Raw genomic sequence first — 23,046 nt, forward strand, 5'->3', positions numbered from 1 at the left:
CTGACGGGCATGGAAACGACGATCGAGGTCAGGGACTTACACAAGCGCTTCGGGAGCGTGCGGGCGCTGGACGGTATGGAGTTCACCGTCCGACCCGGACAGGTCACCGGCTTCGTCGGCCCGAACGGCGCCGGCAAGTCCACCACGATGCGGGTGATCCTCGGCCTGGACCGGCCCCACCGGGGCAGCGCACTGGTCGGCGGCCGCCGCTACCAGGAACTGCGCTCTCCTTTCACCCATATCGGGGCGCTGCTCGACGCCGCCGCCGTCCAGCCCGCCCGCACCGCCCGCCACCACCTGCTGTGGCTGGCGCACTCCCAGGGCCTGCGCGCCGGACGCGCCACCGAGGTGCTCCGGCAGGTCGGCCTGGCGGACGTGGCGAACCGGAAGGCGGGCGGCTTCTCGCTGGGCATGCGACAGCGGCTCGGTATCGGTGCCGCCCTGCTCGCAGACCCGCCCGCGATCATGCTCGACGAGCCCTTCAACGGTCTTGACCCCGAAGGCTTCCGGTGGATGCGCGGCTTCCTCGCCTCCCTCGCCGGGGAGGGCCGGGCCGTCCTGGTCTCCAGCCACCTCATGGGCGAACTCCAGGACACCGCCGACCATGTGATCGTCGTCGGCCGGGGCCGGGTCGTCGCCGACATGAGCGTGCGCGAACTGCTGGAGTCGGTCTCCCGGGGCCAGGTCACCCTGCGCACCTCGGAGCGCACCCGGGCCATGACCGTCCTCGCCCGCTCCGGCGCCACCGTCAGCTCCACCGGACCCGACACGGTCACCGTCGCAGGGCTGGCCGCCGAGAACGTCGTCTCGCTCCTGGCCGGCCACGGAGTCCCGTTCGCCGAAGTCGCCGCGCACCGCGCCTCCCTCGAAGAGGCCTACATGGAACTGACCCGTGAGGCCGTCCAGTACCGTGGCACCCTGCCCGAGGAGGGGGCCCGATGACCACCGCCACCCTCGGCGGGTTCGGCGCGCTGCTGCACGCCGAATGGACCAAGTTCCGTACCGTGCGCGGCTGGTGGGTGAGCTGCGGCGCCGCCGTCCTCCTCGTCTGTCTGGTCGGACTGCTCGCCACCGCCGCCGGCAACGCGGCAGCCGACGGTGGTTCGGCCCTGCCCGTCGGCCCCGGCGGCGAAGCGGTCGACGACAACTTCTCCTTCGTGCACCAGCCACTTCAGGGCGATGGCACCCTCACCGTCTCGGTCACCGCGCTGACCGGTGTGACCGCCGCCGAACCCGGCCGCACCGAACCCGGCCTCGCGCCCTGGGCGAAGGCCGGCATCATCGTCAAGGACGGCCTGGAACAGGGCTCTTCGTACGCGGCGGTCATGGTCACCGGCAGCCACGGCGTGCGGATGCAGTACGACTACACGCACGACACGGCCGGGCCCGCGGACCCGGTCTCCGCGCGGTCGCCGGGCTGGCTCAGACTGCGGCGCGCCGGGGACGTCCTCACCGGCTACCGGTCGGCCGACGGCCGTACCTGGACCGAGATCGGCACCGCACGGCTCACCGGGCTCCCCGACACCGCACAGGTCGGGCTGTTCGTGACCTCACCGGCGGTCGAGCAGTCCACCGGGACCGGCGCCGGGTTCGCACCCGCGGTGGCCACCGGGACCTTCGGGCGGATCGCCCTGGGCGGCCACTGGACGCAAGGCGGTTGGCGGTACCGGCAGGTGGGCGAGAGCGCCGGGGTCTCCGGCAGTTACACCCAGGACACCAAGGGGCGGGCCACCCCGTCCGGTACCGGGTTCGCGGTCACCGGCGCCGGGGACATCGCCCCGGTCGTGGGCGGTCCGGCCGCCAGCGGTGTGCGCAGCATCGAGAACTTCCTGGTCGGCGCGTTCGCCGGGCTCGTCGTGGTCGTGGTGGTCGCCGCCGGATACATCACCGCCGAGTACCGGCGCGGACTGATCGGCGTCACCCTTGCCGCCAGCCCCCGCCGCGGCCGCGTCCTGGTGGCCAAGGCGCTCGTGGTGGGCGGGGTGGCCTTCCTCGCCGGAACGGTCGCCGCCGCCGTGATGGTGCCGCTGGGCGGACGGCGTTCGCGGGCCGCCGGGTTCCCGGTGCTCACCGTGCCGGCCGGCACCGAGGCGCGGGTCGTCGTCGGCACCGGCCTGCTGCTGGCCGTGGCTGCCGTCTTCGCCCTCGGCGTGGGCACGATCCTGCGGCGCGGCGCCGTCGCCATCACCGTGGTCGTGGTCGGCATGGTCCTGCCGTACCTGCTGGCGACGTCCTCCGTGCTGCCCGACGGGGCCGCCGAGTGGTTGCTGCGGGTCACCCCGGCCGCCGGGTTCGCCGTCCAGCAGAGCCTTGTGCGGTACGACCAGGTGGTCACCGTCTATGCGCCGTCCTCGGGTTACTTTCCGCTGACGCCCTGGGCCGGTTTCGCGGTCCTGTGCGCCTACGCGGCCGTCGCGTTCGGCGCCGGGGTCGTGCTGCTGCGCCGGAGGGACGTGTGAGGCGGGCCGGGCACGCGGAGTGGACGAAGCTGCGTACCGACGTGGCCGGCGTCTGGCTGTTGCTGGGCGTGATCGCGCTGACCGTGGCGGTGGGAGCCGGGGTGGTGTCGACGTCCCGGTGCGACGCCGCCGGCTGCGGCGGCGACCCGGCGCGGCTGAGCCTGACCGGGGTCATGGCAGGGCAGGTCGCGGTCGCCGTCGTCGCCGTCCTCATGGTCGGCAACGAGTACGGCACCGGCATGATGCGCACCACCCTCACGGCGGTCCCGCGGCGGCTGACGGTGCTGTCCGCCAAGGCCGCCGTCCTCGCGGCGGTGACGGGGGTGGCCGCCACCGTCTCGGTGCTCGGCTCGCTGCTGATCGGGCGGCTGGTGGGGCCGGGCCGGGGGTTCACCGGGGCACACGGATACCCGGTCCTGTCGCCGGCCGACGGACCGACCCTGCGGGCCGCGGTCGGCTCGGTGCTCTACCTGGTCCTGATCGGCCTGCTGAGCCTGGGACTGGCGCTCGCCGTGCGGAGCTCGGCCACCGCGATCGGTATCGTCCTGGCCCTGCTGTTCGTCCTGCCGATCCTCGCCCAGGTGATCGCCGACCCGGACTGGCAGCGCCATGTCCAGCAGATCGCGCCGATGACGGCTGGGCTGGCCGTCCAGACCACTGTCGGCGTCGGCACCCTCCCCGTCGGCCCCTGGCAGGGACTGGGCGTACTGGCCCTGTGGGCGGTCGCCGCCCTCACGACGGGCGGATGGCTGCTCCGCTCCCGCGACGCCTGAGCCGGCCGCCTTGCCTGCCGTGGGCGGGTCAGCCCTCGATCCAGCCGTGGTTCTTCGCGAACTGGGCCAGTGCGCCGCGGACCCGGACGATCTCCTCGGCGGTGAGCGTGGGGGCCGACGCCAGCAGCGTCTCGGTGACCTCGCGGGTGAACTCGTCCGCGCTCAGCAGATCGCAGAGCGAGTCGTCGTCCGGGCCGAGCGTCCGGACGTCGGCGCCCCGGGCGAGCCGGACACCGGACGCCTTCGGGCCACGCTCGCCGCTCTCGATCTCGAACTCGACGGCCACGCCCGGGCGGACGTAGGACTCCGGCATCTGCATGTCGTTCACATGCAGGAAGACGTCCTCTCCGCCACCGTCCGGAGCGATGAACCCGTACCCGCGGGTGCTGTCGAACCGCACCACACGACCAGTAACCATGAGAAACCCCCAACCAAACCCGGGTCACCTGCCCGGACACCTGGGCCAGATGGTAGCCAGGTCGGTCCGGGTCGGGCGACTCCGCCACCGGCCGGTCCGGGCGGGTGGCACCACCGTGGCGACCATGACGTCGTGACAGGGACGAACGCCGTGCGGTCCGTAGCCGGAACTCGGTGCACGGGCACCGAAGTTGATATGGAAAGCTGTCGTCAGCCGTCGGTGTGCCAAGGGGGGCCGGGCGGTCATCGAGAGGAGCACACACGTGACGCAGGACGGTAATCGCCCCGTGGAGATCGACACCAGCAAGCCGCATCCCGCGCGGATCTACGACTACCTGCTGGGCGGCAAGGACAACTACGAGGTGGACCGCAAGGCCGGTGACCAGCTCGCCGCCGTCGCGCCCGAGGTGTGGATCTCGGTGCGGGCCAACCGCGGCTTTCTGCAGCGCGCCGTCCGGCACGTCATCGACAGCGGGGTCCGCCAGATCCTGGACGTCGGCACCGGGCTGCCCACCTCGCCGAACGTGCACGAGATCGCCCAGGAGGCCGCCGCCGACGTCCGCGTCGCCTACGTCGACAACGACCCGATCGTGAAGGCGCACGCCGACGCGCTGCTCAACCGGGCCGGCACCACCAGCATCGTCCTCGCCGACCTGCGCGACCCGAAGTCCGTCGTCGAGCACCCCGAGGTCCGCCGGATCATCGACTTCGACCAGCCCGTCGCCCTGTTCCTCGTCGCCATCCTGCACTTCATCCGCGACGCGGAGGAGCCCGAGCGGATCGTCGCCACCCTGCGCGACGCGCTCCCGGCCGGCAGTTTCCTGGTGCTCTCGCACGCCACGGACGACTTCGCCGAACGCAGCGCGGCCCAGGCCGTCTACAACAACGCGACCGCCACCATGAACCTGCGGCCCCGCGCCCGGATCGAGCAGTTCTTCGACGGCTTCGACCTGGTCGAACCCGGCCTGATCCAGGTCCCCTTCTGGCGCCCGGACACCACCCCGCCGGAGGGCTCCCAGGAGATCGGCTTCTACGGCGGAGTGGCCGTCAAGAAGGGCTGAGCCGCCGCCGGGGGGCGTCCGGCGCTGCGCCTGGCGCCCTTGGCTGTTCACAGAGCAGCGCTTCGCAGAGCCGGGTTCTCCCGACAACGGGCCGGAGGCTGAAAGAGAACTCAGTGCGCGGCGCGCGGCTCGTGTCAGGCGAGGAACTCGGCGAGCGGGAAGGAGCGATGGCGACGTGGTGGAACCAGATAGTTCTGCCGGTGGGTCGTGTGCAGGACCGAGTTGATGCCGGCATGGGGGCTGCGCGGTGCGACAGCGAGTGTCCTACCGGGATAGTGGCCGTCCATCGAGAGCCGAACGACATTGAAGATTGCTGTCGTCGGCTGGAACTGAATGAAGTGCAACCCGGCCGCCGGCTTCTTGCTGTAGTGGTCTGCCGTCGGATCGGACGTGTAGTGGAACGGGTTGTCCAGCGTGTCGAAATCGCCGCGCACGGGGATGGTCGTCCCCGTGGGGTAGGCCTTCCCGTAGTTACTCGTCTTCGGTGATGTGGTGCTGTCCACCTCCGACATGCTCCCCGTGTGGCCGTACGCGTGGTACCGCTGGACCCCTTGCGCCACTTGGGCTTCGCTCTGACCCGGCGGTTGGAGGGCGAGCGTACCCGGCGCGGGCGCGGGTGAGAGGCCGGGATGGAGCATTGCCTGGACGCGGTCCGAGTACTGAGGGAAGTTCTTTTCGTACCAGGTCACCAGATCTTGAAACAGGTGCGAGAGATGCATGGTCGTCCCCTGTTTGAAGTATCCGTTGGGCCACTGATCGGTGAGGCCGGGCAGGGTCTCCAGATTGGCGATGACGCCGGGTCCCATGTTCGAATCCAGGGTGGTAGCGAATCCGAGGAAGCCCTGTGCCTCTCGCGGAATCGACTTTGCGCCGGGGATATTGGCTGCCAGTGCCATCTTGCTCGGCAGGCCCTGCTGCCCGTAGAAACCGCCCCCGGAGAAGCCCTGGCGGATACTCGTCACCTTGAACAGGCTGCCCGCCCGGTCGCTTCCAGGACCGAAGAGGGCGTTGCTGGCTGCCTTGATATTGGCGAGCGAGTCACTGCGGAGCAGCACGGCCACGTCATTCTGTTCCAAGCGGACCGGCCCGAAGCCGGACGGGGGCTGGTCGCTGGGGAACGTCCTGGCCTCCTGGAGTGCATATACGGTATGGCCCGCCGTCTTGGAGGTCTCCAAATCGACCGGCAGATACTCCGGGTAACGTGTTCCCGCTCTGAAGAAGTCCGACGCCTTGCCCAGGGTGGGGACGTAGTGGTGGAAGTAGGGAAGTCCCCAGGCCACCGTGGCGGCCACTCCTGAGGGAGTGGGTGGGAATTGGCGTTCCAGATCCAGGAGGACGGACTCGAGGTGGTGCTGTGCCTCCTGCAACGCCTTGGCATTCGCCGACACATTCAGCCTTGCGGTAATGACATGATCGTGCAGGGCCGGCACCCGGACCGCAATCTTGCCATCGCTGCTCTTCACGCCCGAGCCATTGACCATGACCACTTGCTCGTTCTGCAGGATGTATTGTTCCTGCATGGGCGAGCTGTCGGCGAGAGCGGCCCGGTGTGGTGGCTTTGCAATGGTGTCGATCGTCTCGTAGATGCCGGCGGATGCCAGAGCGGCACCGAAAGTGCCCGCTGTCCCCTGAAGGAGACGTCGCCTGCTCAGGATCCCGCGTGGCCGCCCCGTACGCGCATCTTCGTCGCCGTCTTTCATGAAACGTATTCACCCACCTGTGGAGTAGATGTCCGCCATCGCCCGGCATCGGGATCCGATCTGCTCGAACGACCGTGACCGACCTTCGTGCCACTCATGCGCGTCGGAGGAGACTTGGGTTGAAACAGAAGGCGAGGACCAGGTGATTACGCCGTCGCCGAGGACCGGCGCCCGATCGGCCTGCCATCAATTCGCCCCCATGAGGGTCTGCTCGCCATGCGGGTCCACAGCGCCGGTACGACCTTGCGCAAGTGCCGCCGGACAGCCGACGATGGTGGGCTGGTTGCCATCGCCATCGCCATCACCTTCGCTGTCGCGATATAACCACAGGCGGCCCGGGGCATTGCAGCCAACACGCGGCCCGGGTCATTGAAGAGATCGAGTGCGTCCGCGGCCGCGTCTTCACCACTGCGATACTCGCCGCATTCAGAAACGGCTCGGCCATCTCGGCCCCATCGAATTCGAGGAGAAGCGCCAAGCCGACCCGATCCGATCGCCTCCCGGCCTACGGCCGAGTAGGGGCATTTCAGGCCTGTGGCGGTGACATGGGAGGCAGCACGGCAGGGTCGGGATCACAGGTGGCGTGCGGTCGAGAACCCCGATGCGCTCCGTGGCCTCCGCCGGAGAGACTTCGTCCAGCGGAGGCAGGTGAGCTGGTGTCGGCACAGGGTGCGGCGCCCTGTCCTACCGGGCGGAGTTCACCGCGGGCGATGATCCGACGACAGGGCGACGGCGGCTTCGCTCAGTGGCGGCCGGTCAGGAACACCGAACGCAGCTTCAGGCGGTCCGTGGCGGGGTTTCCGTGCGGACGCAGCGTCCAGGAGTCGCCGGTGCAGTCCGGCTCGGTGAACACCATCACCCACTCGTCGGTGTCGTTGTGCGGGGCGAACGCGGGCTCGGAGCTGCCCGGGTCCGCGACCTCAGGCAGTGGGACGCAGCCAGGGCTGACCGGGTCATGAAGGGTGGCCGACTGGGGCGAGCCGTCGAGGCCCACGAACTTGTAGGAGAAGTCTCCGGTGGCGGCGCTCGCGGAGGTCGGCAGGGTGACGACGAGAGCGAGCGCACCGAATGCGGCGGCCGCGGTGTGGCGAAGGCGCATGAAAACCTTTTCTGCCTGAGGGCGACTCCCTGAGGAGCCCGCGGACCCGGGACGTGTCCGGGTCCGCCGCGTACTCCCTCCCCGAGCAACGGATCCCGATACGTGGTCTCACCCCTACGGGGCATGACAAATCGATCCTTCGGGTGCCATATCAGTGAATCCGCCGTCCGCCTACGATCCGCCGGACACCCCTAGGGCACCCCGAGTTCGAACAGCGCGTACCCCGCGTACGAGCCGGAGGCCAGTGCGGCGAGGCCCAGCACCAGGCACTGGCAGGGCAGGCCGACCCGGCGCAGCGCGACCGCGAGCGGCACGAACAGCGGGAAGGCGGGCAGCAGATAGCGCGAGACGTTCGCGAAGTACTGCTGGCTGCCGAGCACCAGCGCCAGGGTGAGTACTGTGTGGACGACCACCACCGCCGGCGGCCGCAGCCGGATCAGCAGCGGCAGCAGTGCGAGGTCCAGCAGCACGACACCGACGCCGATGACGTCCGCGAACGGGAGCGCGAAGAGATAGCCGAAGTGGCCCACGGCGACGGACGTCAGGACGTCCAGGGTCTGCCTGCCGTAGTCGAACTCGTGTCCCCATGCGTCCGACTGGAGCCTGAAGTAGCCGCCGTAGTCGCCCATCCGGTGGCCCACCCAGCCGAGGTAGCCGAGCAGGCCCAGCGGGGCCACGAGCATCGCGGTCAGCGGACGGGCGACACCGTCCTCGCGGCGGCGCAGCGCGAGCAGCCCGGCCAGGGCGAGCGCGGCGATCAGGGCCGCGGCGGTGGGCCGGTTGAGTCCGGCCGCGAAGGTCAGCACACCGGCCGTCAGCCAGCGGCGGGTCAGTACCGCGTACAGGGCCCAGGCGGCGAGGGCCACGTACAGCGAGTCCGAGTAGACGGCCCACTCCACGCCGGAGCCCGGCCACACGGCCCAGAGTCCGGCCGCCGCCAGCCCCGCCCGGCGGCCGCCGAACCACGCGGCGACGGCGTGGATCCCCAGTGCCGCCACGAACGAGGCCACCACCGACACCAGCAGCCCGGCACCGAACGGGCCGAGACCGGTGACCTCCATGGCCAGCCGCATCAGCGCCGGGTACAGCGGGAAGAACGCGGCCGAGTTGCCCTGGAGGGTGATCAGGCCGGTGGCGCCGGGGACCGGGACCAGCGCGGGGTGGTAGCCGTGCAGGGCGATCTGCTGGTACCACCAGCCGTCCCAGGTGCCCAGCACGTCCCAGGTGTGCGCGCCGCCCCCGAAGCGCGGATGCTTCCGGCGGAAGTCCCCGGCCGAGTCCAGCAGATACATGAACGAGCCGAAGCCGATGAGCTTCAGGACCCCGTACATCGCGAGGACCGGGCCGTAGCGGCGCAGCCACCGCCGGAGAACGGGGGTCTCCGGAGTACCGGGAGCGGGGGCCTCGGGCAGGGCCGGGCGCATGATCGTCACAGGTGTCGTCCCAGGCGTTTTCACGAGGCCGCGGACTCCGTCCGGTTCCGCCGGAGCGGCAACAGCCCTGGCACGAGGGCCAGATGGGCGGCGGCCAGGACGGCGAGTTCGGCGCGGTGCCCGGCGGCGGGCACGGTGTGCCGCAGGGCGGTGAGCGAACCGGCGGTGAGGGCCAGCCGGACGGCCAGGGCGGGCAGCGGAAGCGCGCCGAGGGCCGTCTGAACGAGGGTCCAACAAGCCAGCAACGAGAGGGAGTTGGCCACCTGTTCCCCGGTGGCCGGGCGCACGGCCGCGTACAGCAGGAGATGCCCGAGAGCCGTGACGAGCGCCGGTGTCACGGACCGCCGTTCTCGCCGGGCCGTCGGCAGCGCGCCCCGGGCGAGTGCCCAGCCGACCCTCGCGATACCGCGCAGATCGGCCACCGCGGTGGCCAGCAGCGCGACCCGGCTGTCCGGGTCGTCCACCCAGTCGACCGGCACCTCGTGGATGCGCAGCCCGGCCCGCTCGGCGACGACCAGCAACTCGGTGTCGAAGAACCAGCCGGAGTCCCGCACCAGCGGCAGCAGCCGCTCGGCGGCGTCCCGGCGTACCGCCTTGAAACCGCACTGCGCGTCCGAGAACCGGACCGAAAGGGTGCAGCGCAGCAGGACGTTGTAGCAGCGGGAGACGATCTCCCGCCGGGGGCCGCGCACCACCCGGGAGCCGGGCGTCAGCCGGGTGCCGATGGCCACATCGGAGTGGCCCGAGAGCAGCGGGGCGACGAGCGGCAGCAGCGCCGCGAGCCCGGTCGACAGGTCCACGTCGAGATAGGCGAGGACAGGTGCCCGCGACCTCGACCAGGCGGCCCGCAGCGCCCGGCCGCGCCCCTTCTCGGCCAGCCGTATCCACTCCACCTCGGGCAGTTCGCGGGCGAGCCGGGCGGCGATCAGCGGGGTGGCGTCCGTGCTGGCGTTGTCGGCGACGGTGATACGGAAGGGGTACGGGAACGTCTCCCGCAGATGGGCGTGGAGCCGCCGGACGCTCGGTTCCAGGTCGGTCTCCTCGTTGAACACCGGCACGGCCAGGTCCAGGACCGGCTCGTCGTGGTGGGTCGGGGGTGGGGGAGCCGGGGCCGGCGAGGTGGCTTCGGGGGGCATGAACTGAGAGCGTTTCATGGTGTTTTTTCGCATTCGTACTCGTTCTCGGGGCGTGCCGAAGGCACACCCGGCGGGGTGGGGTGAGGGACGGTGGGCCGCTCGCTATCCGGCCGAGCCGGCCGAGGTCGACGGGTCGGCTCTCTCGGTCGTGGGGGCCGACGGCGGGGGCGTGGTGGCGGTGGAATCTCCGGACGTGCCGCCGGAGTCGTCCGTGGAGGTGCCCTCCGACGAGGTCGCGCCCGAGTCCGGGGTGGTCGTCCCGGACGGCGTCGACGAGGCCGGGGCGCCGCTCGTGGCCGAGTCGGTGGGCGTGGGCGAGGAGGTGTCGGTGGGCGGCGGGGCCGACGTCGTGGCGCCGGTGGCCGGTGCGGTGGGGGAGGGGCTCGGCCCCGAGGCCGTACCCGTGCTCGGGCCGGGGCTGGTCGCGGGCCACGGGTGGGGCGCGCCGGGTTCGTCGTGGACGGCGGAATGGGGCCACAGGAAGAGGCCGAGGCAGACCCCCGCGGCCGCGAGGACACCACCGGCCGCGCGCTGGGCCGCGCGCACGCGCCGTCGCGCCTGCACACCGGCCCGCAGCCGGTCCCGGTGCCGGGGCTCGAACGCCGCCGTCTCCCGTTCGCCGTGCATCAACTGCGTCAGCTGACGCTCGAAGTGATCCATGGCTTCTCCCTCACCCCACCGGCTCGATGACGTCGGCCAGCAGCTGACGCAGCCGGGCCACACCGCGTGCCGCGTGCGACCGGGCCGTGCCCACCGGGCAGCCCAGTACCTCGGCCACCTGCCGGTCGGGCAGGTCCTGGTAGTAGCGCAGGACGACCGCGGCCCGCTGGCGCGGGGTCAGCAGGGCGAGCGCGGCCTCCAGACGGGACCGCTCGGCGACGGCCGCCGACAGGTCGCCGGCCGCCGCGACCTCGGGCAGATCCTCGACGGGGCGCTCACCCCACCAGCGGCGCCGTGCCGAGCGCGCGGCCGCGCGGGCCAGCACCTTGCGGACGTACGCCTCCGGTGCCTCGTCGGCGATCTTCGGCCAGACGAACCACAGTCTGACCAAGGACTCCTGCAACAGATCCTCGGCCCGATGCCGATCGCCGCCGGTGAGCAGACGGGCCAGATGGAACAACCCCGACCAGCGGGCCGCCACGAACTCGTCGTACTCACCGGCCCGAGCCTGCTCCGTTCCCTCGGTTCCCACGGTCCCCGCTCTCCCCGGCTGCCTACACCTGGGAAAAGGCCCTGGGAACGACGGAACGCTGCACTTGGCCGAGGTGATCCCCGTCACGTGCGGGCCGCCGCGTAATTGCGTGGCCGACCGGGGCGCCGCCGCCGTATGCTCCCCGCGATGACCACTCACTCTGTTCACAGATCGGGGGTCCCGTCCACGCAAGGTGAGTGCTGATGGCCACTCACCCCGTGTACGAGGACACCCGGCTCTTCCTCTGGCGGCGGGTGCGGGAGTTCGCCGTGCCGCCCGCCATGATCGAAACCGCGACCGCCCGGCGCGCTGCCGGGGACTGGGCGGGGGCGTGTGCCGCGGCCGGTTTCGACGTCGACCTCAACCTGCGTGACCTGGCCCGTACCCGGGGCCGGGACGTCATGGAAGGGGTCCGTGCCGACCTGCGGCGGTTCGCTCCCGACCTGCTGCGCTGGCACCTGCCGAGAATCGCGCCCGACGGGCTGCTGCGGCCCGGGCTGACCATGCCGCTCGCCCGCTATGACGTCGGGCGGGGATCCGTGGAGCTAGTGGCCCGGACACCGCCGGCCTGGGCCGACGCCGGGCAGCGGATCAGCCTCGCGCTCTGGGACGGAAACCTGCGCGAGCCGGCCGCCCGGGGGCATCCGCATCCGCGCCCCAGCCGCCGGTTCCGCTTCGACCTGCACCGCCATCTCTGGGACGCGGACGCCGCCGGCGACCTGCGGACCCGGTCCGGCGGCGAAGGGGCGTGCACGGGCGTGGCCGTCGGACCGCGTACCCACTCGGGCTTCGCCGGCGAACCGCTTACGGACTCGGGCCTCGCCGTCGAACCGCTTACGGACTTGGGTTTCGCCGTTGAACCGCGTACCGATGTGGGTTTCGCCGTCGGACCGCGTGCCGATTCGGGCTTCGCCGTCGGACCGCGCGCCCACTCGGGCCTCGCCGGCGAACCGCGCGCCCACTCGGGTGCCGGTCCGGTGTCGGCGTCGTGTGCCACGGACCGTTGGGTGGACGAGGCGCGGATCGTGCTGCGTGCCGAGGGGCGGGACAGCGGAACCGTCGCCGTGCACCTGCGCGGCCGGCAGCGGCTCGCCCTGCACCTCGCGGCCGACGGGACGGCGACCACGAGCCCCGGCGGGCACACCGGTTCGCTGCCCGTGCTGCCCGACGCGGCGACCTGGACCCTCCCCGACCTGGAGCTGCTGCGCGCCGGGCTGATCGACGCCGGGCGACTGCATCCGCTGGTCGCGGCGGCACTCGTACCCGGATACGCACCGGCCGCCCGGATCCCGCACCCGGATCCGGCCGGGCGGCCACGCCTCGTGGAGTGCCGGGGTGTCCTCCACCGCATCGGCCTGGTCGACAGGGTGCTGTCCCCGCTGGACCACGCCCCGGCCGAACTGCGGCGCGAGGAACTGCTGGTGGCGCTCGGCGGCCCGCCGCTGCCCTGCCTGTGGGTCATCGACGAGGCACACCGCCGACCGGACTGCCTCACCGGTGTACGCGAACGGCTCGACCACGGGGACATCGCCGGCGCGCTCGCCGTCGTCGAAGGACTGCTGGGGCCCGAAGCCGTGCTGCGTGACGGCCCGTTGAAGGACGAACTGGAGTCGGCCGCGCGTCGGCGCATCGCGTACGGCCTCTACCGGGCGGGCCTCGCCGGACCCGGCACCGGCCCCGTCCGTACCCGGCAACGGCGGCGACCGCGCTCCCGCGACCCGCGCCTCGGCCCACGCCCCGCCACCTGGCGCTGACCCACACCCACTTGCTTACTCACACCCCAAGGTGATCAGACATGCCCATGCGCGTTTCCGCCCAACTCGACGTAGCTGACGACCTTTTGAAGCTGCTCGGTGACTCCGCCACCGAACCCCGCCCCGACACCCAGCTGGCGGCGCTCACCCTCGCCGTGGCCGCCGACCTGCCCGTCCTCCTGTGGGGCGAGCCCGGCATCGGCAAGACCGCCGCCCTCACCCAGCTGGCCGACTCCCTCGACCTGCCGCTGACCACGGTGATCGCCAGCGTGCACGAGCCGTCCGACTTCTCCGGGCTGCCCGTCGTAGGGGACGACCCCGCCGTCCAGGGCGTCCCGATGGCTCCGCCGGACTGGGCGGTACGCCTGGTGAAGGCCGGCCGGGGCCTGCTTTTCCTGGACGAGCTGTCCACCGCGCCGCCGGCCGTGCAGGCCGCCCTGCTCCGGCTCGTCCTGGAACGACGGGTCGGCGCCCTGCGACTTCCGCCCGGAGTACGGATCGTGGCGGCGGCCAACCCGCGGTCCTCGGCGGCCGACGGCTGGGAGCTGAGCCCGCCGCTGGCCAACCGGTTCGTGCATCTGCAGTGGGCCCACGACCACGAGGTCGTCGTACGCGGCCTCGGCGGCACCTGGCCCCGGGCGGTCCTGCCCCGCCTCGACCCGGACAAGCTGCCCGCCGCCGTGGACTTCGCGCGCCGCGCGGTGTGCGGTCTGCTCGCCACCCGCCCCACGCTCGTCCACCGGCTGCCCAGCGGTGAGACACGCAGGGGCGGCGCCTGGCCCTCGCCCCGCAGCTGGGACATGACCCTGCGGCTGGTCGCCTTCGCGCACGCCGCCGGCTCCTCCCGGGACGTGCTCTCCCTGCTGGTGCGGGGCACGGTCGGGGACGGCCCGGGGCTCGAACTCCTCGCGAGCGTGGACCGGATGGAGCTGCCGGACCCCGAGACCCTGCTCGCCGACCCGGGCGCGGCCGAGCTGCCCGAGCGCGGCGACCTGCGCCAGGCCGTGCTCGACGGCGTGGTCGCCGCCGTGCGCGAGCGGCCCGACCGGGCCCGCTGGGACGCGGCCTGGGCGCTGCTGGTCCGCGCGCTGGACACCGGTGCCCCGGACCTGGTGGTGGTACCCGCCACCACCCTCGCCTCGCTCCGCCGGGAGGACTGGGACGTGCCCGAGGCCGTCGAACGCCTCGCCGGGGCCGTCTCCGTGTCCCGCCGGGCCGAACGGGCCGCCCAGCGCGTGGCCGCGAAGGCCGGACGATGAGCACCGCACCGGCCGGGGCACTGGACCTGGAGAAGCTGTACGCCGCCCGGCTGCAGGCCGCCCGGGCCCGGCCCTACCTCGCCACCGCGCTGTTCGCCCTGCACGTGGTGGAGTCGCGGCAGGTGCCGACCATGGCCGTCGACGCCCACTGGCGGTGCTATGTCTCGCCGGCGTTCGTGGACCGGATGCCGGTGCAGGACCTGGCCGGCGTCTGCGTGCACGAGGTGTCGCACCTGCTGCGCGACCACCACGGGCGCAGCGACCGGGTCGCCAGGCAGCGCGGGCTGACCGGGGCCGGCGAGCGGCTGCGGATGAACATCGCGGCGGACCTGGAGATCAACGACGACGCCTACGGCGACGGACTGGCCCGGCCCCAGGGCGCCGTCCGGCCACGCAACCTGAAGCTGGACGAGGGCCTGCTGATGGAGGACTACCTGCGGCAGTTCCGGCTGGGACCGCTGACCGAGGGCCTCACCTGGCTGGACTGCGGCAGCGGCGCCGACGGCCGGGAACGGGAATGGGACCTGGGGCCGGACGGCGCACACGGCCTCAGTGAGCAGGAGCGCGACGGGGTGCGGTTCCGGGTCGCGCAGGCCATCACCGGGCGCCCGGGGAGCACCCCGGACGGCTGGCGGCGCTGGGCGGAGGAGGCATTCCATCCGCCGCAGCCGTGGCGGGAGCTGTTGGGCGCGGCGGTCCGCTCGGCGACCTCCGCCGCGGGGGCGGGCGACGACTACGACTACGGTCGCCCGTCGCGCCGTTCGGCAAGTCTGCCCGGCGTGGTGCTCCCCAGCCTGCGCCGCAGGCCGCCCCGGGTCTCCGTCGTCATCGACACCTCCGGCTCGGTCAGCGACGCCGAACTGGGCAGCGCCCTGCTGGAGGTGGCCGCCATCGCCCGCGCCGTCGGCGGCCGCCGGGACCTGGTCAGCGTGGTCTCCTGCGACGCGGCCGCCCGGACCGTGCACCCCCTGTGCCGTGCCGAGGGCATCGCGCTGGTGGGCGGCGGCGGCACGGATCTGCGCGCGGGCTTCGCCAAGGCGTTGCGGGCCCGCCCGGCCCCGGACGTCGTGGTGGCCCTGACCGACGGACAGACACCCTGGCCGGGGACCCAGCCGCCCTGCCGGACGGTGGTCGGTCTGTTCCCCCGCCACCACGCCGGTACGTCGTACAACGAGGACGACCCCGACTACGTACCGGACGAACCACCCGCCTGGGCCCGGGTCGTACACATCGGATGACGCTAGTCAGTTCTGGTCGCCGCCAGGTAGTTGTACGCGGAGGCGCGGGAGATGCCGAGCCGGGCGGCGATCTGCTGGACCGCACCGCGCACCGCGAAGACACCCTGTCGGTCGAGGTCCCGGAACAGCTCCAGGCGTTCGTCGCGGGTGAGCTGGGGCCACGGTCTGGCCTCGCGCAGCTGGCGGGCGTCGACGATGGAGTCCAGTACGGCGGTGATGTCGTCGCCGAACGTCGTGGTCGGCGGTGCCTCGGGCAGGACCGCGACCCCGGCCAGGTCGCCGACCAGCGCATGGACCTGGGTCACGGCCGTGACGTCGAGGTTCACGCACAGCGCCCCGAACGCCGTACCGGCCGAGTCGCGCAGCACCATCGTGGAGGACTTGACGAGCTTCCCGTCCCGGGTGCGGGTGAGGTAGTTCAGCTCGTCGGCCGCCGCGTCCCCGGCCGCCAGCAGCTTCATGCCGATCTCGCTCATCGACCCGCCGACCCCGCGGCCGGTGACCGACCCGGCGATGGCCACGACGGAGCGCTCGGGGCGACGGAAGTCATGGATGACGACCTCGCAGAAGGCGCCGAAGGTCGCCACGATCCCCTCGACGACCGGGGCCAGCGCGGCGATGACCGCGTCCTGCTCGGCCCGTGCCGCCGCGCCGCCCGCCGTACCCGTCGGTTCCTGTGCCATCCGCTCGCCTCCGTGTCCCCGCCCGGACCGGGTCTGGACTTCACGTCCAGATGATAGACAATAATTCCACATGGTCGGCGTCGAACGGCTGTGCTCGACGCCCATCCGGCGCCCGGCGGCGCCCAGAACGGAGGACGAACATGCCCGACACCCCGCCCGTGACCCTTCAGGACGTGCAGGACGCGGCCGCGCGGATCAAGGGAGTGGCCCACCGCACCCCCGTGCTGCGTTCCCGCACCCTGGACGAACTGGTCGGCGCCGAGGTCTTCCTGAAGTGCGAGAACCTCCAGCGCATCGGCGCCTTCAAGTTCCGGGGTGCCTACAACGCCGCGTCCCGGCTCTCCGCAGAACAGCTGGCCAAGGGCATCGCCGCCTACTCTTCCGGCAACCACGCGCAGGCCGTCGCCCTCGCTGCCCGCGAACTCGGCACCACCGCCGTCATCGTGATGCCCGAGGACACCCCGCGCGCCAAGCTGGAGGCGACCGCCGGCTACGGCGCGGAGATCGTGACGTACGACCGCTACACCGGCGACCGCGTCGCCATCGGTGAGGCCCTCGCCGCCGAACGCGGACTCGCCCTGGTGCCGCCGTACGAGCATCCGCATGTGATCGCGGGGCAGGGCACGGCCGCCCTCGAACTCATCGAGGAGGTCGGCGAGTTGGACGCCCTGGTGGTGCCGGTCGGGGGCGGCGGGCTGATCGCGGGCAGCGCCACCGCGGCGAAGGGGCTGCTGCCCGGGATCCGGGTCGTCGGGGTCGAGCCCGAGGCCGGGGACGACACCAGGCGGTCCCTGGCGGCCGGGCACCGGGTGTCCGTCCCGGTACCGAGGACCATCGCCGACGGCCAGGCGGCCGACATCCCCGGCGAGCTGACGTTCTCCGTCAACCGGCGGCTGGTGGACGACATCTCACTGGTGAGCGACGACCAGATCCGGGACGCGATGCGGTTCGCCTTCGAGCGGATGAAGACCGTCCTGGAGCCGAGCGGCGCCAGCGGTCTGGCCGCGCTGCTCGCGCACCGGGTGGCGCCGCTGCCGCGCCGGATCGGGGTCATCCTCTCCGGCGGCAACGTGGGCGCCGATCGGTTCGCCGAGATCGTCGCCGGCTGAGCGGCCACGCCCGGCCGGACGGCCGGGGCGCGGCAGCGGGCTCCTGGCGAGTCAGCAGTCGCGGAACTCCGGTGACTGGTTGAGGATCTGCGAGCGCGTCGAGGTGAAGCGGGTGTGCGTCCGGCCGCCCCGTGCCTCGGGCGGGAACACCGCCACCCGGTGGCAGTTCTGGAAGGCGAGGGCGACCCCGAAGTGCCGTTCCAGGCTGGACCGGATCGCGTCGGAGGACAGCGCCCGCAGCAGCTGGCCGCGCTCCCTCTCCGACGGCGGCGGGGTCTGGTTGTCGGCGAACTCGCCCGCCCCGTTGCGCAGTTCGGCGGTCAGCCGGGCGATGAGGTGGTACGCGTACGGCAGTGACGTACGGACGGTTTCCAGGAAGTCCTCCTCCCGTACCGCGCCGTTCTCGGCTTCGGCGAGCAGCTGCGGGGAGACGTCGAGCGACATAGGGCTGTGTCCTGTTCTGTTCAAGATGGCTGGATCGACAGGGGAGTGGGCTTCAGGCGAAGGCGGGCAGGGCCGCCGGCCCGTGCCGGAAGCCCGGGTCGACCTGGGCGGCCAGATCCTGGCCGGTGGCCGCGTTCGCCCAGGCGGTGGCGTTGCGCAGATGGAACTCCACGGCGTGCCGCTGGAAGGCGTCCCAGTCCTTGGCCCGCGCGTCCACGGCGGCCCGCAGCCGGTCCATGGCCCGGGAGTTGTGCGGCTCCAGCGCACCGCCGCCCCGGCCCTGCTCCTGGGCGCGGACGTACGACGACAACTCGCAGTGGGCCAGCAGGTCCTCGCCCACCCGCTCGCGCAGGAAGGCGAGGTCGTCGGCGCCGGTCACCTTGTTGCCGACCACGGCGACCGGGATGCCGAACTCGGCCGCGTGGTCCCGGTACTGCCGGTACACGGAGAGGCTCTTGCGGGTCGGCTCGACCACCAGGAACGTCATGTCGAAGCGGGTGAAGAGGCCGGAGGCGAAGGCGTCGGCGCCGGCCGTCATGTCGACGACGACGTACTCGCCGGGCCCGTCCACCAGATGGTTGAGATAGAGCTCCACCGCGCCGAGCTTGGAGTGGTAGCAGGCCACCCCGAGGTCGCTCTCGGCGAACGCCCCGGTGACCATCAGCGGCACCCCGCCGACTTCCTGGACGTGGTGGGAGTGCACCTCGTCGTCGCCGAGCAGCCGCAGCAGCCGCGAGCCGCGCCCGGGCGGGGTCGTCTTGACCATGGCCTCCCCGGACGCGATCCGGGGGTTCGTACCGCGCAGATAGTCCTTGATCGCGCCGGTCCGCGCGCTCAGCGGCGGCGCCGTGAACAGCTCGTCCTCGTCGAGGCCGAGGGCGTGGGCCAGGTGCTGGTTGATGTCGCCGTCGATCGCGACGACCGGCGCGCCGGACCGCGCCAGCCGACGGGTGAAGAGGGCCGACAGGGTGGTCTTGCCGCTGCCGCCCTTGCCGACGAACGCCACACGCATCGTTGGTCACCCCTCCTGTTGAAAATGGATGTCATGATCATAGATTGGAGAGGGTGCCGGGCCGTGTCAAATCGGGGTCGACCAATCGGGTTGCGGTCCGCGGAAGTTGACGGAGCCCCAGATCCGCCGGACGGCGGACACCGCTGCCCTCGCGGACCTGCTGCGCGCCGTCCGCCCTGCCTTGACCCCCGTCGGCGGCAGACCTAGCCTCCAGCCAACACACCTGGACGGATGGGTCGACGATGGCGGACACGCGAGAACCCGGCCGGCAGCTCCAGGTGGAGACCCACGGCCTCGACGTGATCGGCGACGCCGACCGCAAGGGGACCCCGCGCACGCTGTTCTGGCCCTGGTTCGGTGCGAACGTCTCCGTCCTGGGCGTGAGCTACGGCGCCTTCGCGCTCGGCTTCGGCATCTCCTTCTGGCAGGCACTGGCCGCCGGAGTCCTCGGCATCCTCGTCTCCTTCCTGCTCTGCGGCTTCGTCGCGGTCGCCGGGAAACGCGGCTCGGCACCCACGATGGTGCTCGGCCGGGCCGCGTACGGCGTGCGCGGGAACCGGCTGCCGTCGGTGGTCTCGTGGGTGCTCACCGTCGGCTGGGAGACCGTCCTCGTCGCCCTCGCCACCATGGCCACCGCGACCGTCTTCGCCCGGCTGGGCCGGGGCGGCGGCACCGGGACCGAGGTGGTCGCCCTGGTCGTGGTCTGCGCCCTGACCGTGATCGGCGGAGTGATGGGCTTCGACCTGATCATGCGGCTGCAGACCGTGATCACGGTGGTGACCGGCGTCCTCACCCTCGGCTACGTCGGGCTGGTGGCCGACCACATCCACTGGGCGACGGTGCGCGCGATCCCGTCCGGCTCCGCCCAGGAGTTCATCGGCGCGCTGGTGTTCATGATGACCGGCTTCGGACTCGGCTGGGTCAACGCGGCCGCCGACTACTCCCGTTACCTGCCCCGCGGCTCCTCGGGCCGGGGCGTGATCGGCTGGACCACCTTCGGCGGCTCCCTCGCCCCGCTCCTGCTGCTGGTCTTCGGCCTGCTGCTCGCGGGCTCCTCCGACACGCTGGACAAGGCGATCGCCGCCGACCCCATCGGCGCGCTGACGACCGTCCTGCCCACCTGGTTCCTGGTCCCCTTCGCCGTCGTCGCCGTGCTCGGCCTGGTCGGCGGCGCGGTCCTGGACATCTACTCCTCGGGCCTCGCGCTGCTCTCCGCGGGCCTGCGGGTGCCGCGCTACCTGGCCGCCCTGGTCGACGGCGTCCTGATGACCGCCGGCGCGGTCTACATCGTCTTCTTCGCGGACGACTTCCTCGGCCAGTTCATGGGGTTCCTCACCACGCTCGGCGTGCCGATCGCCGCCTGGTGCGGCATCATGCTCGCCGACCTCGCGCTGCGCCGCCGCGACTACGACGAGGCCGACCTCTACCGCCCGGCCGGCCGTTACGGCGACGTACCGCTGCCGCCCCTGCTGCTCACGTCGGCCGCCACCGCCCTCGGCTGGGGCCTGGTCACCAACGCCGCCGCGAGCTGGCTGACCTGGCAGGGCTATCTGCTGGGGCCGCTCGGCCTCGGCGGCAAGTCGGGCGCGTGGGCGTACGCCAACCTGGGCGTCCTGGCGGCCCTGGCACTCGGCTTCGTCGGCACCCTGGCGCTGAGCCGCGGCCGGATCCGCGCCCAGGAGGCCCGGGCCGCGACCACTCCGGCGCCGCCCGCATGACCACCCGGGCCGGCCCACTGCCCCCATGACCACCCCGCCCGCCCTGCCGACGGCCCACTGCCGCATCGCCGCCCCGCCCTCGCCTCCGTCCCGCCCGCCCTGCCCTCACCCCCGCACCGCGCCTGCCCCGCGCCCGCCTCGCACCGCGCCCGCCTCGCACCGTGCCCGCCCCGCGCCGCGCCGCCCAGTCCCCCCGTCACCCGGCCGGAGCTGCCCTTCGGGCGTCCGGGGCCGGGAGCCCGGACGCATGCCCCGGCGTCGATCGGGTACGCGTGCCGTGGCCGCCCGGTACTCGCCGGGACCTGCGGCCCGTACCGCCACTATCTGGGGATCTGTCATGGAGACACCCGCACACGACGACTTTCCGACGCCGGCCCAGCGGGCACTCGACACGCTGGCCGTGAACGCCGAGGACCGTGACGCACTGGACACGCTCGCGCACAGCGACGTGCTGGTCCCGGTGCCGGACGACGCGGCGGAGGCGGCCGACCCCGCCATGATCGCGCTACCCGTCCTGGAACGCCCCGACGGCGACCCCGTCGTCCCCGTGTTCACCTCGGAGGGAGAGCTGACCGGTCTGCTGCCGACGGTCTCCCGCTACCGCCTGGTGCCGCTGGGCGCGCTCGCCCAGCAGTGGCCCGAGGACAACCTGTCGCTCGCCATCGACGGCAGCTCGACGCACGCGCTGACACTCACTTCCGAGGGCGTGCGCACCCTGCTGGCCCGGCCGACGGGCTGACGACGGGTCCCGGTCACCGGGAGGCCGCCGTGCGGGCCAGAATGGCCTCATGGAATGGATCTCCGGGGTGGCCGGGGGACTGGTACTGATCCTGGTCCTGCGCAGCATCCTGCGCACTCTCGTGGTCCCCCGGGGCCTGTACTCCGTGCTGGTGTACCGGCTCTGGTGGACCCTGCGCAAGCTGCTCTGCCTCACCGCGCGCGGCCGCGACTACCGGGCGATCGACCGGGCGGAGACCTGGCTCGCCCCACTGATGCTGATCGGCATGCTCGCCGCCTGGCTCGGTGGGGCGTTCCTCGGCTTCGGCCTGCTGCTCTACGCGTTCTCCCCGCTGTCCTGGAGCACCGCGTTCCGGGAGGCCGGCTCCAGCCTGTTCACCCTCGGGTTCGCCAGCGGAGTCCGGCTGCGGCTGTCCGCGCTGGACTTCGTCGCCGCCGCCACCGGCCCCGTCGTCATCGCCCTGCAGATCGCCTACCTCCCCACGCTGTACGCGGCCTACAACCGCCGCGAACTGGAGGTCACCCTCCTGCAGTCCCGGGCCGGCGAACCCGCCTGGGGTCCGGAGATCCTGGCCCGCCAGTGGCTGGTCGACACCGAGGTCGCGCTGCCCCAGCTGTACCGGGACTGGGAACGGCTGGCCGCGGACATGGGGGAGAGCCACGCCACCTACCCGGTGCTGCTGGCGTTCCGCTCGCCGCGCCCCTACCGCAGCTGGCTGGTCGGTCTGATCGCCGTCATGGACGCGGCCGCCCTGCAGCTCGCGCTCAGCCCGCGCGCCGCCCCACCGGAGGCCCGCCTGGTGCTGCGCGCCGGGTTCACCGCCCTGCGCGACATCGCCGCCTCGGTCAGGGCGACCTTCGACTCCGACCCGCCCCCGGACGCCCCGATCGACCTGACGTACGGCGAGTTCGAGGCGGCCGTGGCCATGCTGGAGAAGACCGGCTTCCACGCGGAACGCGGCACGCGGGAGGCCTGGCCGCACTTCCACGGCTGGCGGGTCAACTACGAGGCCGTGGCCTACGAACTGTGCCGCCGGTGCGACGCCGTACCGGCGCTGTGGACCGGCGGGCGCGACTTCCCGTCGGAACCGATCCCGCCGATGCGCCCGGTGGACCGGCAGCCCCCCGAAGGGCGGCCGTAGGTTCCCCCCGGCCACGGGCAGCGCGGCCCATCCTGAGGGAAGATCCCAGCAGGGGCCGGGGAGACCGAGAGGGGCGGATCGTCGTGGGGCTCGTCCTGCTGGGCACCGCCGCCGGCGGCGGATTCCCGCGGCGGAACCGCGCGGGCATCGAAGTCCTGCCGGACGGCGTCGAGTTCGCGCTCTAGCCGGCGGCCGGACCTTCGAGCATCCGCTCCAGTGCGGCCCGCTGCAGCGGCCGTACCTCGGCGTGCACGGCGCGGCCCCTGGCGGTGAGCGCGACCCACACGCCCCGCCGGTCCTCGACGCACACCGACCGTTCCACCAGGCCGTCCTTCTCCAGCCGCCCGATCAGCCGGGACAGCGCGCTCTGGCTCAGATGCACCCGTCCCACCAGGTTCTGCACCCGGCAGTGGTCACCTTCGGCGGGCGACTCGGTCGCCAGCAGGTCGAGCACCTCGAAGTCGCTCGCGCCCAGCCCGTGCGGGTGCAGCACCCGGTCGATCTCGCACATCGTGCGCGCGTGCACCGACAGGATGTCCCGCCAGCGCTCCTCCAGCCGGGCCTCGGCCGTCTTGACTGCCATACCCGCACCGTAGCACCGATCCGGCCAATCGTTGAGTGTGCAACTAGTGCGGGTGCAAGCAGCGTTCCGCGGGTCGCACCAGGGGGAGTACGACGG

At 72.5% G+C, this 23,046-nt stretch carries 22 protein-coding genes; 11 read left to right on the forward strand and 11 right to left on the reverse strand.

Going from position 1 to position 23,046, the window contains the following annotated elements; translation table 11 throughout:
- Positions 1-9 precede the first annotated feature (9 nt).
- The 3 genes from ABZ642_RS35165 to ABZ642_RS35175 are packed head-to-tail and all read left to right on the forward strand — an operon-like array spanning position 10 to position 3,232.
- On the forward strand, positions 10-942 hold the full coding sequence (locus tag ABZ642_RS35165) for an ATP-binding cassette domain-containing protein (protein ID WP_360491770.1): 933 nt from the start codon (positions 10-12) through the stop codon (positions 940-942).
- Positions 939-2,459 carry an ABC transporter permease subunit gene (locus ABZ642_RS35170; RefSeq protein WP_360491773.1) on the forward strand — a complete coding sequence of 507 codons (1,521 nt, stop codon included), beginning with the start codon at positions 939-941 and terminating at the stop codon, positions 2,457-2,459. The genes ABZ642_RS35165 and ABZ642_RS35170 overlap by 4 nt, the downstream gene beginning before the upstream one ends.
- A complete protein-coding gene (locus ABZ642_RS35175) occupies positions 2,456-3,232 on the forward strand; it encodes an ABC transporter permease (protein ID WP_360491776.1) in 777 nt (258 codons plus the stop codon). Before ABZ642_RS35170 ends, ABZ642_RS35175 begins: the two co-directional genes overlap by 4 nt.
- Before the next feature lie 28 nt (positions 3,233-3,260).
- Here ABZ642_RS35175 and ABZ642_RS35180 read toward each other — a convergent pair whose 3' ends face one another.
- Positions 3,261-3,650: a cold shock domain-containing protein gene (locus ABZ642_RS35180; protein ID WP_352221831.1), complete on the reverse strand. Its 390-nt coding sequence runs from the start codon at positions 3,648-3,650 to the stop codon at positions 3,261-3,263.
- A gap of 262 nt (positions 3,651-3,912) precedes the next feature.
- On the opposite strand from ABZ642_RS35180, the gene ABZ642_RS35185 reads away from it, so the two are divergent.
- Positions 3,913-4,710: an SAM-dependent methyltransferase gene (locus ABZ642_RS35185; RefSeq protein WP_360491779.1), complete on the forward strand. Its 798-nt coding sequence runs from the start codon at positions 3,913-3,915 to the stop codon at positions 4,708-4,710.
- Between the two features lie 134 nt (positions 4,711-4,844).
- On the opposite strand, the gene ABZ642_RS35190 is transcribed toward ABZ642_RS35185, so the two are convergent.
- The 6 genes from ABZ642_RS35190 to ABZ642_RS35215 all read right to left on the reverse strand — a co-directional run bounded on the left by ABZ642_RS35190 (position 4,845) and on the right by ABZ642_RS35215 (position 11,270).
- Positions 4,845-6,410: a hypothetical protein gene (locus ABZ642_RS35190; RefSeq protein ID WP_360491782.1), complete on the reverse strand. Its 1,566-nt coding sequence runs from the start codon at positions 6,408-6,410 to the stop codon at positions 4,845-4,847.
- Between the two features lie 742 nt (positions 6,411-7,152).
- Positions 7,153-7,509, reverse strand: coding sequence for a hypothetical protein (locus ABZ642_RS35195; protein WP_360491785.1), 357 nt, complete (start codon positions 7,507-7,509; stop codon positions 7,153-7,155).
- Positions 7,510-7,700: 191 nt separating this feature from the next.
- Positions 7,701-8,840, reverse strand: a complete 1,140-nt coding sequence (locus ABZ642_RS35200; protein WP_360492068.1) for a hypothetical protein — start codon at positions 8,838-8,840, stop codon at positions 7,701-7,703.
- Positions 8,841-8,962: 122 nt separating this feature from the next.
- On the reverse strand, positions 8,963-10,078 hold the full coding sequence (locus ABZ642_RS35205; RefSeq protein WP_360491788.1) for a dolichyl-phosphate beta-glucosyltransferase: 1,116 nt from the start codon (positions 10,076-10,078) through the stop codon (positions 8,963-8,965).
- Between the two features lie 102 nt (positions 10,079-10,180).
- Positions 10,181-10,738, reverse strand: a complete 558-nt coding sequence (locus ABZ642_RS35210; RefSeq protein WP_360491791.1) for a hypothetical protein — start codon at positions 10,736-10,738, stop codon at positions 10,181-10,183.
- Positions 10,739-10,748: 10 nt separating this feature from the next.
- Complete coding sequence (locus ABZ642_RS35215; protein WP_360491794.1) at positions 10,749-11,270, reverse strand: SigE family RNA polymerase sigma factor; 522 nt, start codon at positions 11,268-11,270, stop codon at positions 10,749-10,751.
- 203 nt (positions 11,271-11,473) lie between these two features.
- Here ABZ642_RS35215 and ABZ642_RS35220 point away from each other — a divergent pair, with 203 nt between their 5' ends.
- Genes ABZ642_RS35220 through ABZ642_RS35230 form a run of 3 tightly spaced genes read left to right on the forward strand, consistent with a single transcriptional unit; the run spans position 11,474 to position 15,521 of the window.
- Positions 11,474-13,024: a hypothetical protein gene (locus ABZ642_RS35220; RefSeq protein WP_360491797.1), complete on the forward strand. Its 1,551-nt coding sequence runs from the start codon at positions 11,474-11,476 to the stop codon at positions 13,022-13,024.
- Between the two features lie 41 nt (positions 13,025-13,065).
- Positions 13,066-14,283 carry a MoxR family ATPase gene (locus ABZ642_RS35225; RefSeq protein ID WP_360491800.1) on the forward strand — a complete coding sequence of 406 codons (1,218 nt, stop codon included), beginning with the start codon at positions 13,066-13,068 and terminating at the stop codon, positions 14,281-14,283.
- On the forward strand, positions 14,280-15,521 hold the full coding sequence (locus tag ABZ642_RS35230; RefSeq protein WP_360491803.1) for a VWA-like domain-containing protein: 1,242 nt from the start codon (positions 14,280-14,282) through the stop codon (positions 15,519-15,521). Before ABZ642_RS35225 ends, ABZ642_RS35230 begins: the two co-directional genes overlap by 4 nt.
- Positions 15,522-15,523: 2 nt before the next feature.
- On the opposite strand, the gene ABZ642_RS35235 is transcribed toward ABZ642_RS35230, so the two are convergent.
- Positions 15,524-16,204 carry a PAS domain-containing protein gene (locus tag ABZ642_RS35235; protein WP_360491806.1) on the reverse strand — a complete coding sequence of 227 codons (681 nt, stop codon included), beginning with the start codon at positions 16,202-16,204 and terminating at the stop codon, positions 15,524-15,526.
- Positions 16,205-16,344: 140 nt separating this feature from the next.
- Between ABZ642_RS35235 and ABZ642_RS35240 the strand changes: the two genes are divergently transcribed.
- Positions 16,345-17,313, forward strand: coding sequence for a threo-3-hydroxy-L-aspartate ammonia-lyase (locus tag ABZ642_RS35240; protein WP_360491809.1), 969 nt, complete (start codon positions 16,345-16,347; stop codon positions 17,311-17,313).
- Between the two features lie 51 nt (positions 17,314-17,364).
- On the opposite strand, the gene ABZ642_RS35245 is transcribed toward ABZ642_RS35240, so the two are convergent.
- Both ABZ642_RS35245 and ABZ642_RS35250 read right to left on the reverse strand, forming a co-directional pair.
- Positions 17,365-17,757, reverse strand: a complete 393-nt coding sequence (locus ABZ642_RS35245; protein ID WP_360491812.1) for an SCO5389 family protein — start codon at positions 17,755-17,757, stop codon at positions 17,365-17,367.
- Positions 17,758-17,809: 52 nt separating this feature from the next.
- Complete coding sequence (locus tag ABZ642_RS35250; RefSeq protein WP_360491815.1) at positions 17,810-18,769, reverse strand: ATP-binding protein; 960 nt, start codon at positions 18,767-18,769, stop codon at positions 17,810-17,812.
- A gap of 242 nt (positions 18,770-19,011) precedes the next feature.
- Here ABZ642_RS35250 and ABZ642_RS35255 point away from each other — a divergent pair, with 242 nt between their 5' ends.
- The 3 genes from ABZ642_RS35255 (at position 19,012) to ABZ642_RS35265 (ending at position 22,367) form a co-directional block, all read left to right on the forward strand.
- The gene (locus ABZ642_RS35255; protein ID WP_360491818.1) at positions 19,012-20,487 is read left to right on the forward strand and encodes a cytosine permease; all 1,476 of its coding nucleotides are present in this window, start codon (positions 19,012-19,014) and stop codon (positions 20,485-20,487) included.
- Positions 20,488-20,824: 337 nt separating this feature from the next.
- A complete protein-coding gene (locus ABZ642_RS35260) occupies positions 20,825-21,226 on the forward strand; it encodes an SseB family protein (protein ID WP_360491821.1) in 402 nt (133 codons plus the stop codon).
- Positions 21,227-21,275: 49 nt separating this feature from the next.
- Positions 21,276-22,367 carry a hypothetical protein gene (locus ABZ642_RS35265; protein ID WP_360491824.1) on the forward strand — a complete coding sequence of 364 codons (1,092 nt, stop codon included), beginning with the start codon at positions 21,276-21,278 and terminating at the stop codon, positions 22,365-22,367.
- A gap of 181 nt (positions 22,368-22,548) precedes the next feature.
- On the opposite strand, the gene ABZ642_RS35270 is transcribed toward ABZ642_RS35265, so the two are convergent.
- The gene (locus tag ABZ642_RS35270) at positions 22,549-22,950 is read right to left on the reverse strand and encodes a MarR family transcriptional regulator (RefSeq protein WP_360491827.1); all 402 of its coding nucleotides are present in this window, start codon (positions 22,948-22,950) and stop codon (positions 22,549-22,551) included.
- Positions 22,951-23,046 lie beyond the last annotated feature (96 nt).

It is taken from the genome of Streptomyces sp. NPDC007157, from assembly GCF_040634235.1.
In the GTDB taxonomy this organism is placed as follows: Bacteria; Actinomycetota; Actinomycetes; order Streptomycetales; family Streptomycetaceae; genus Streptomyces.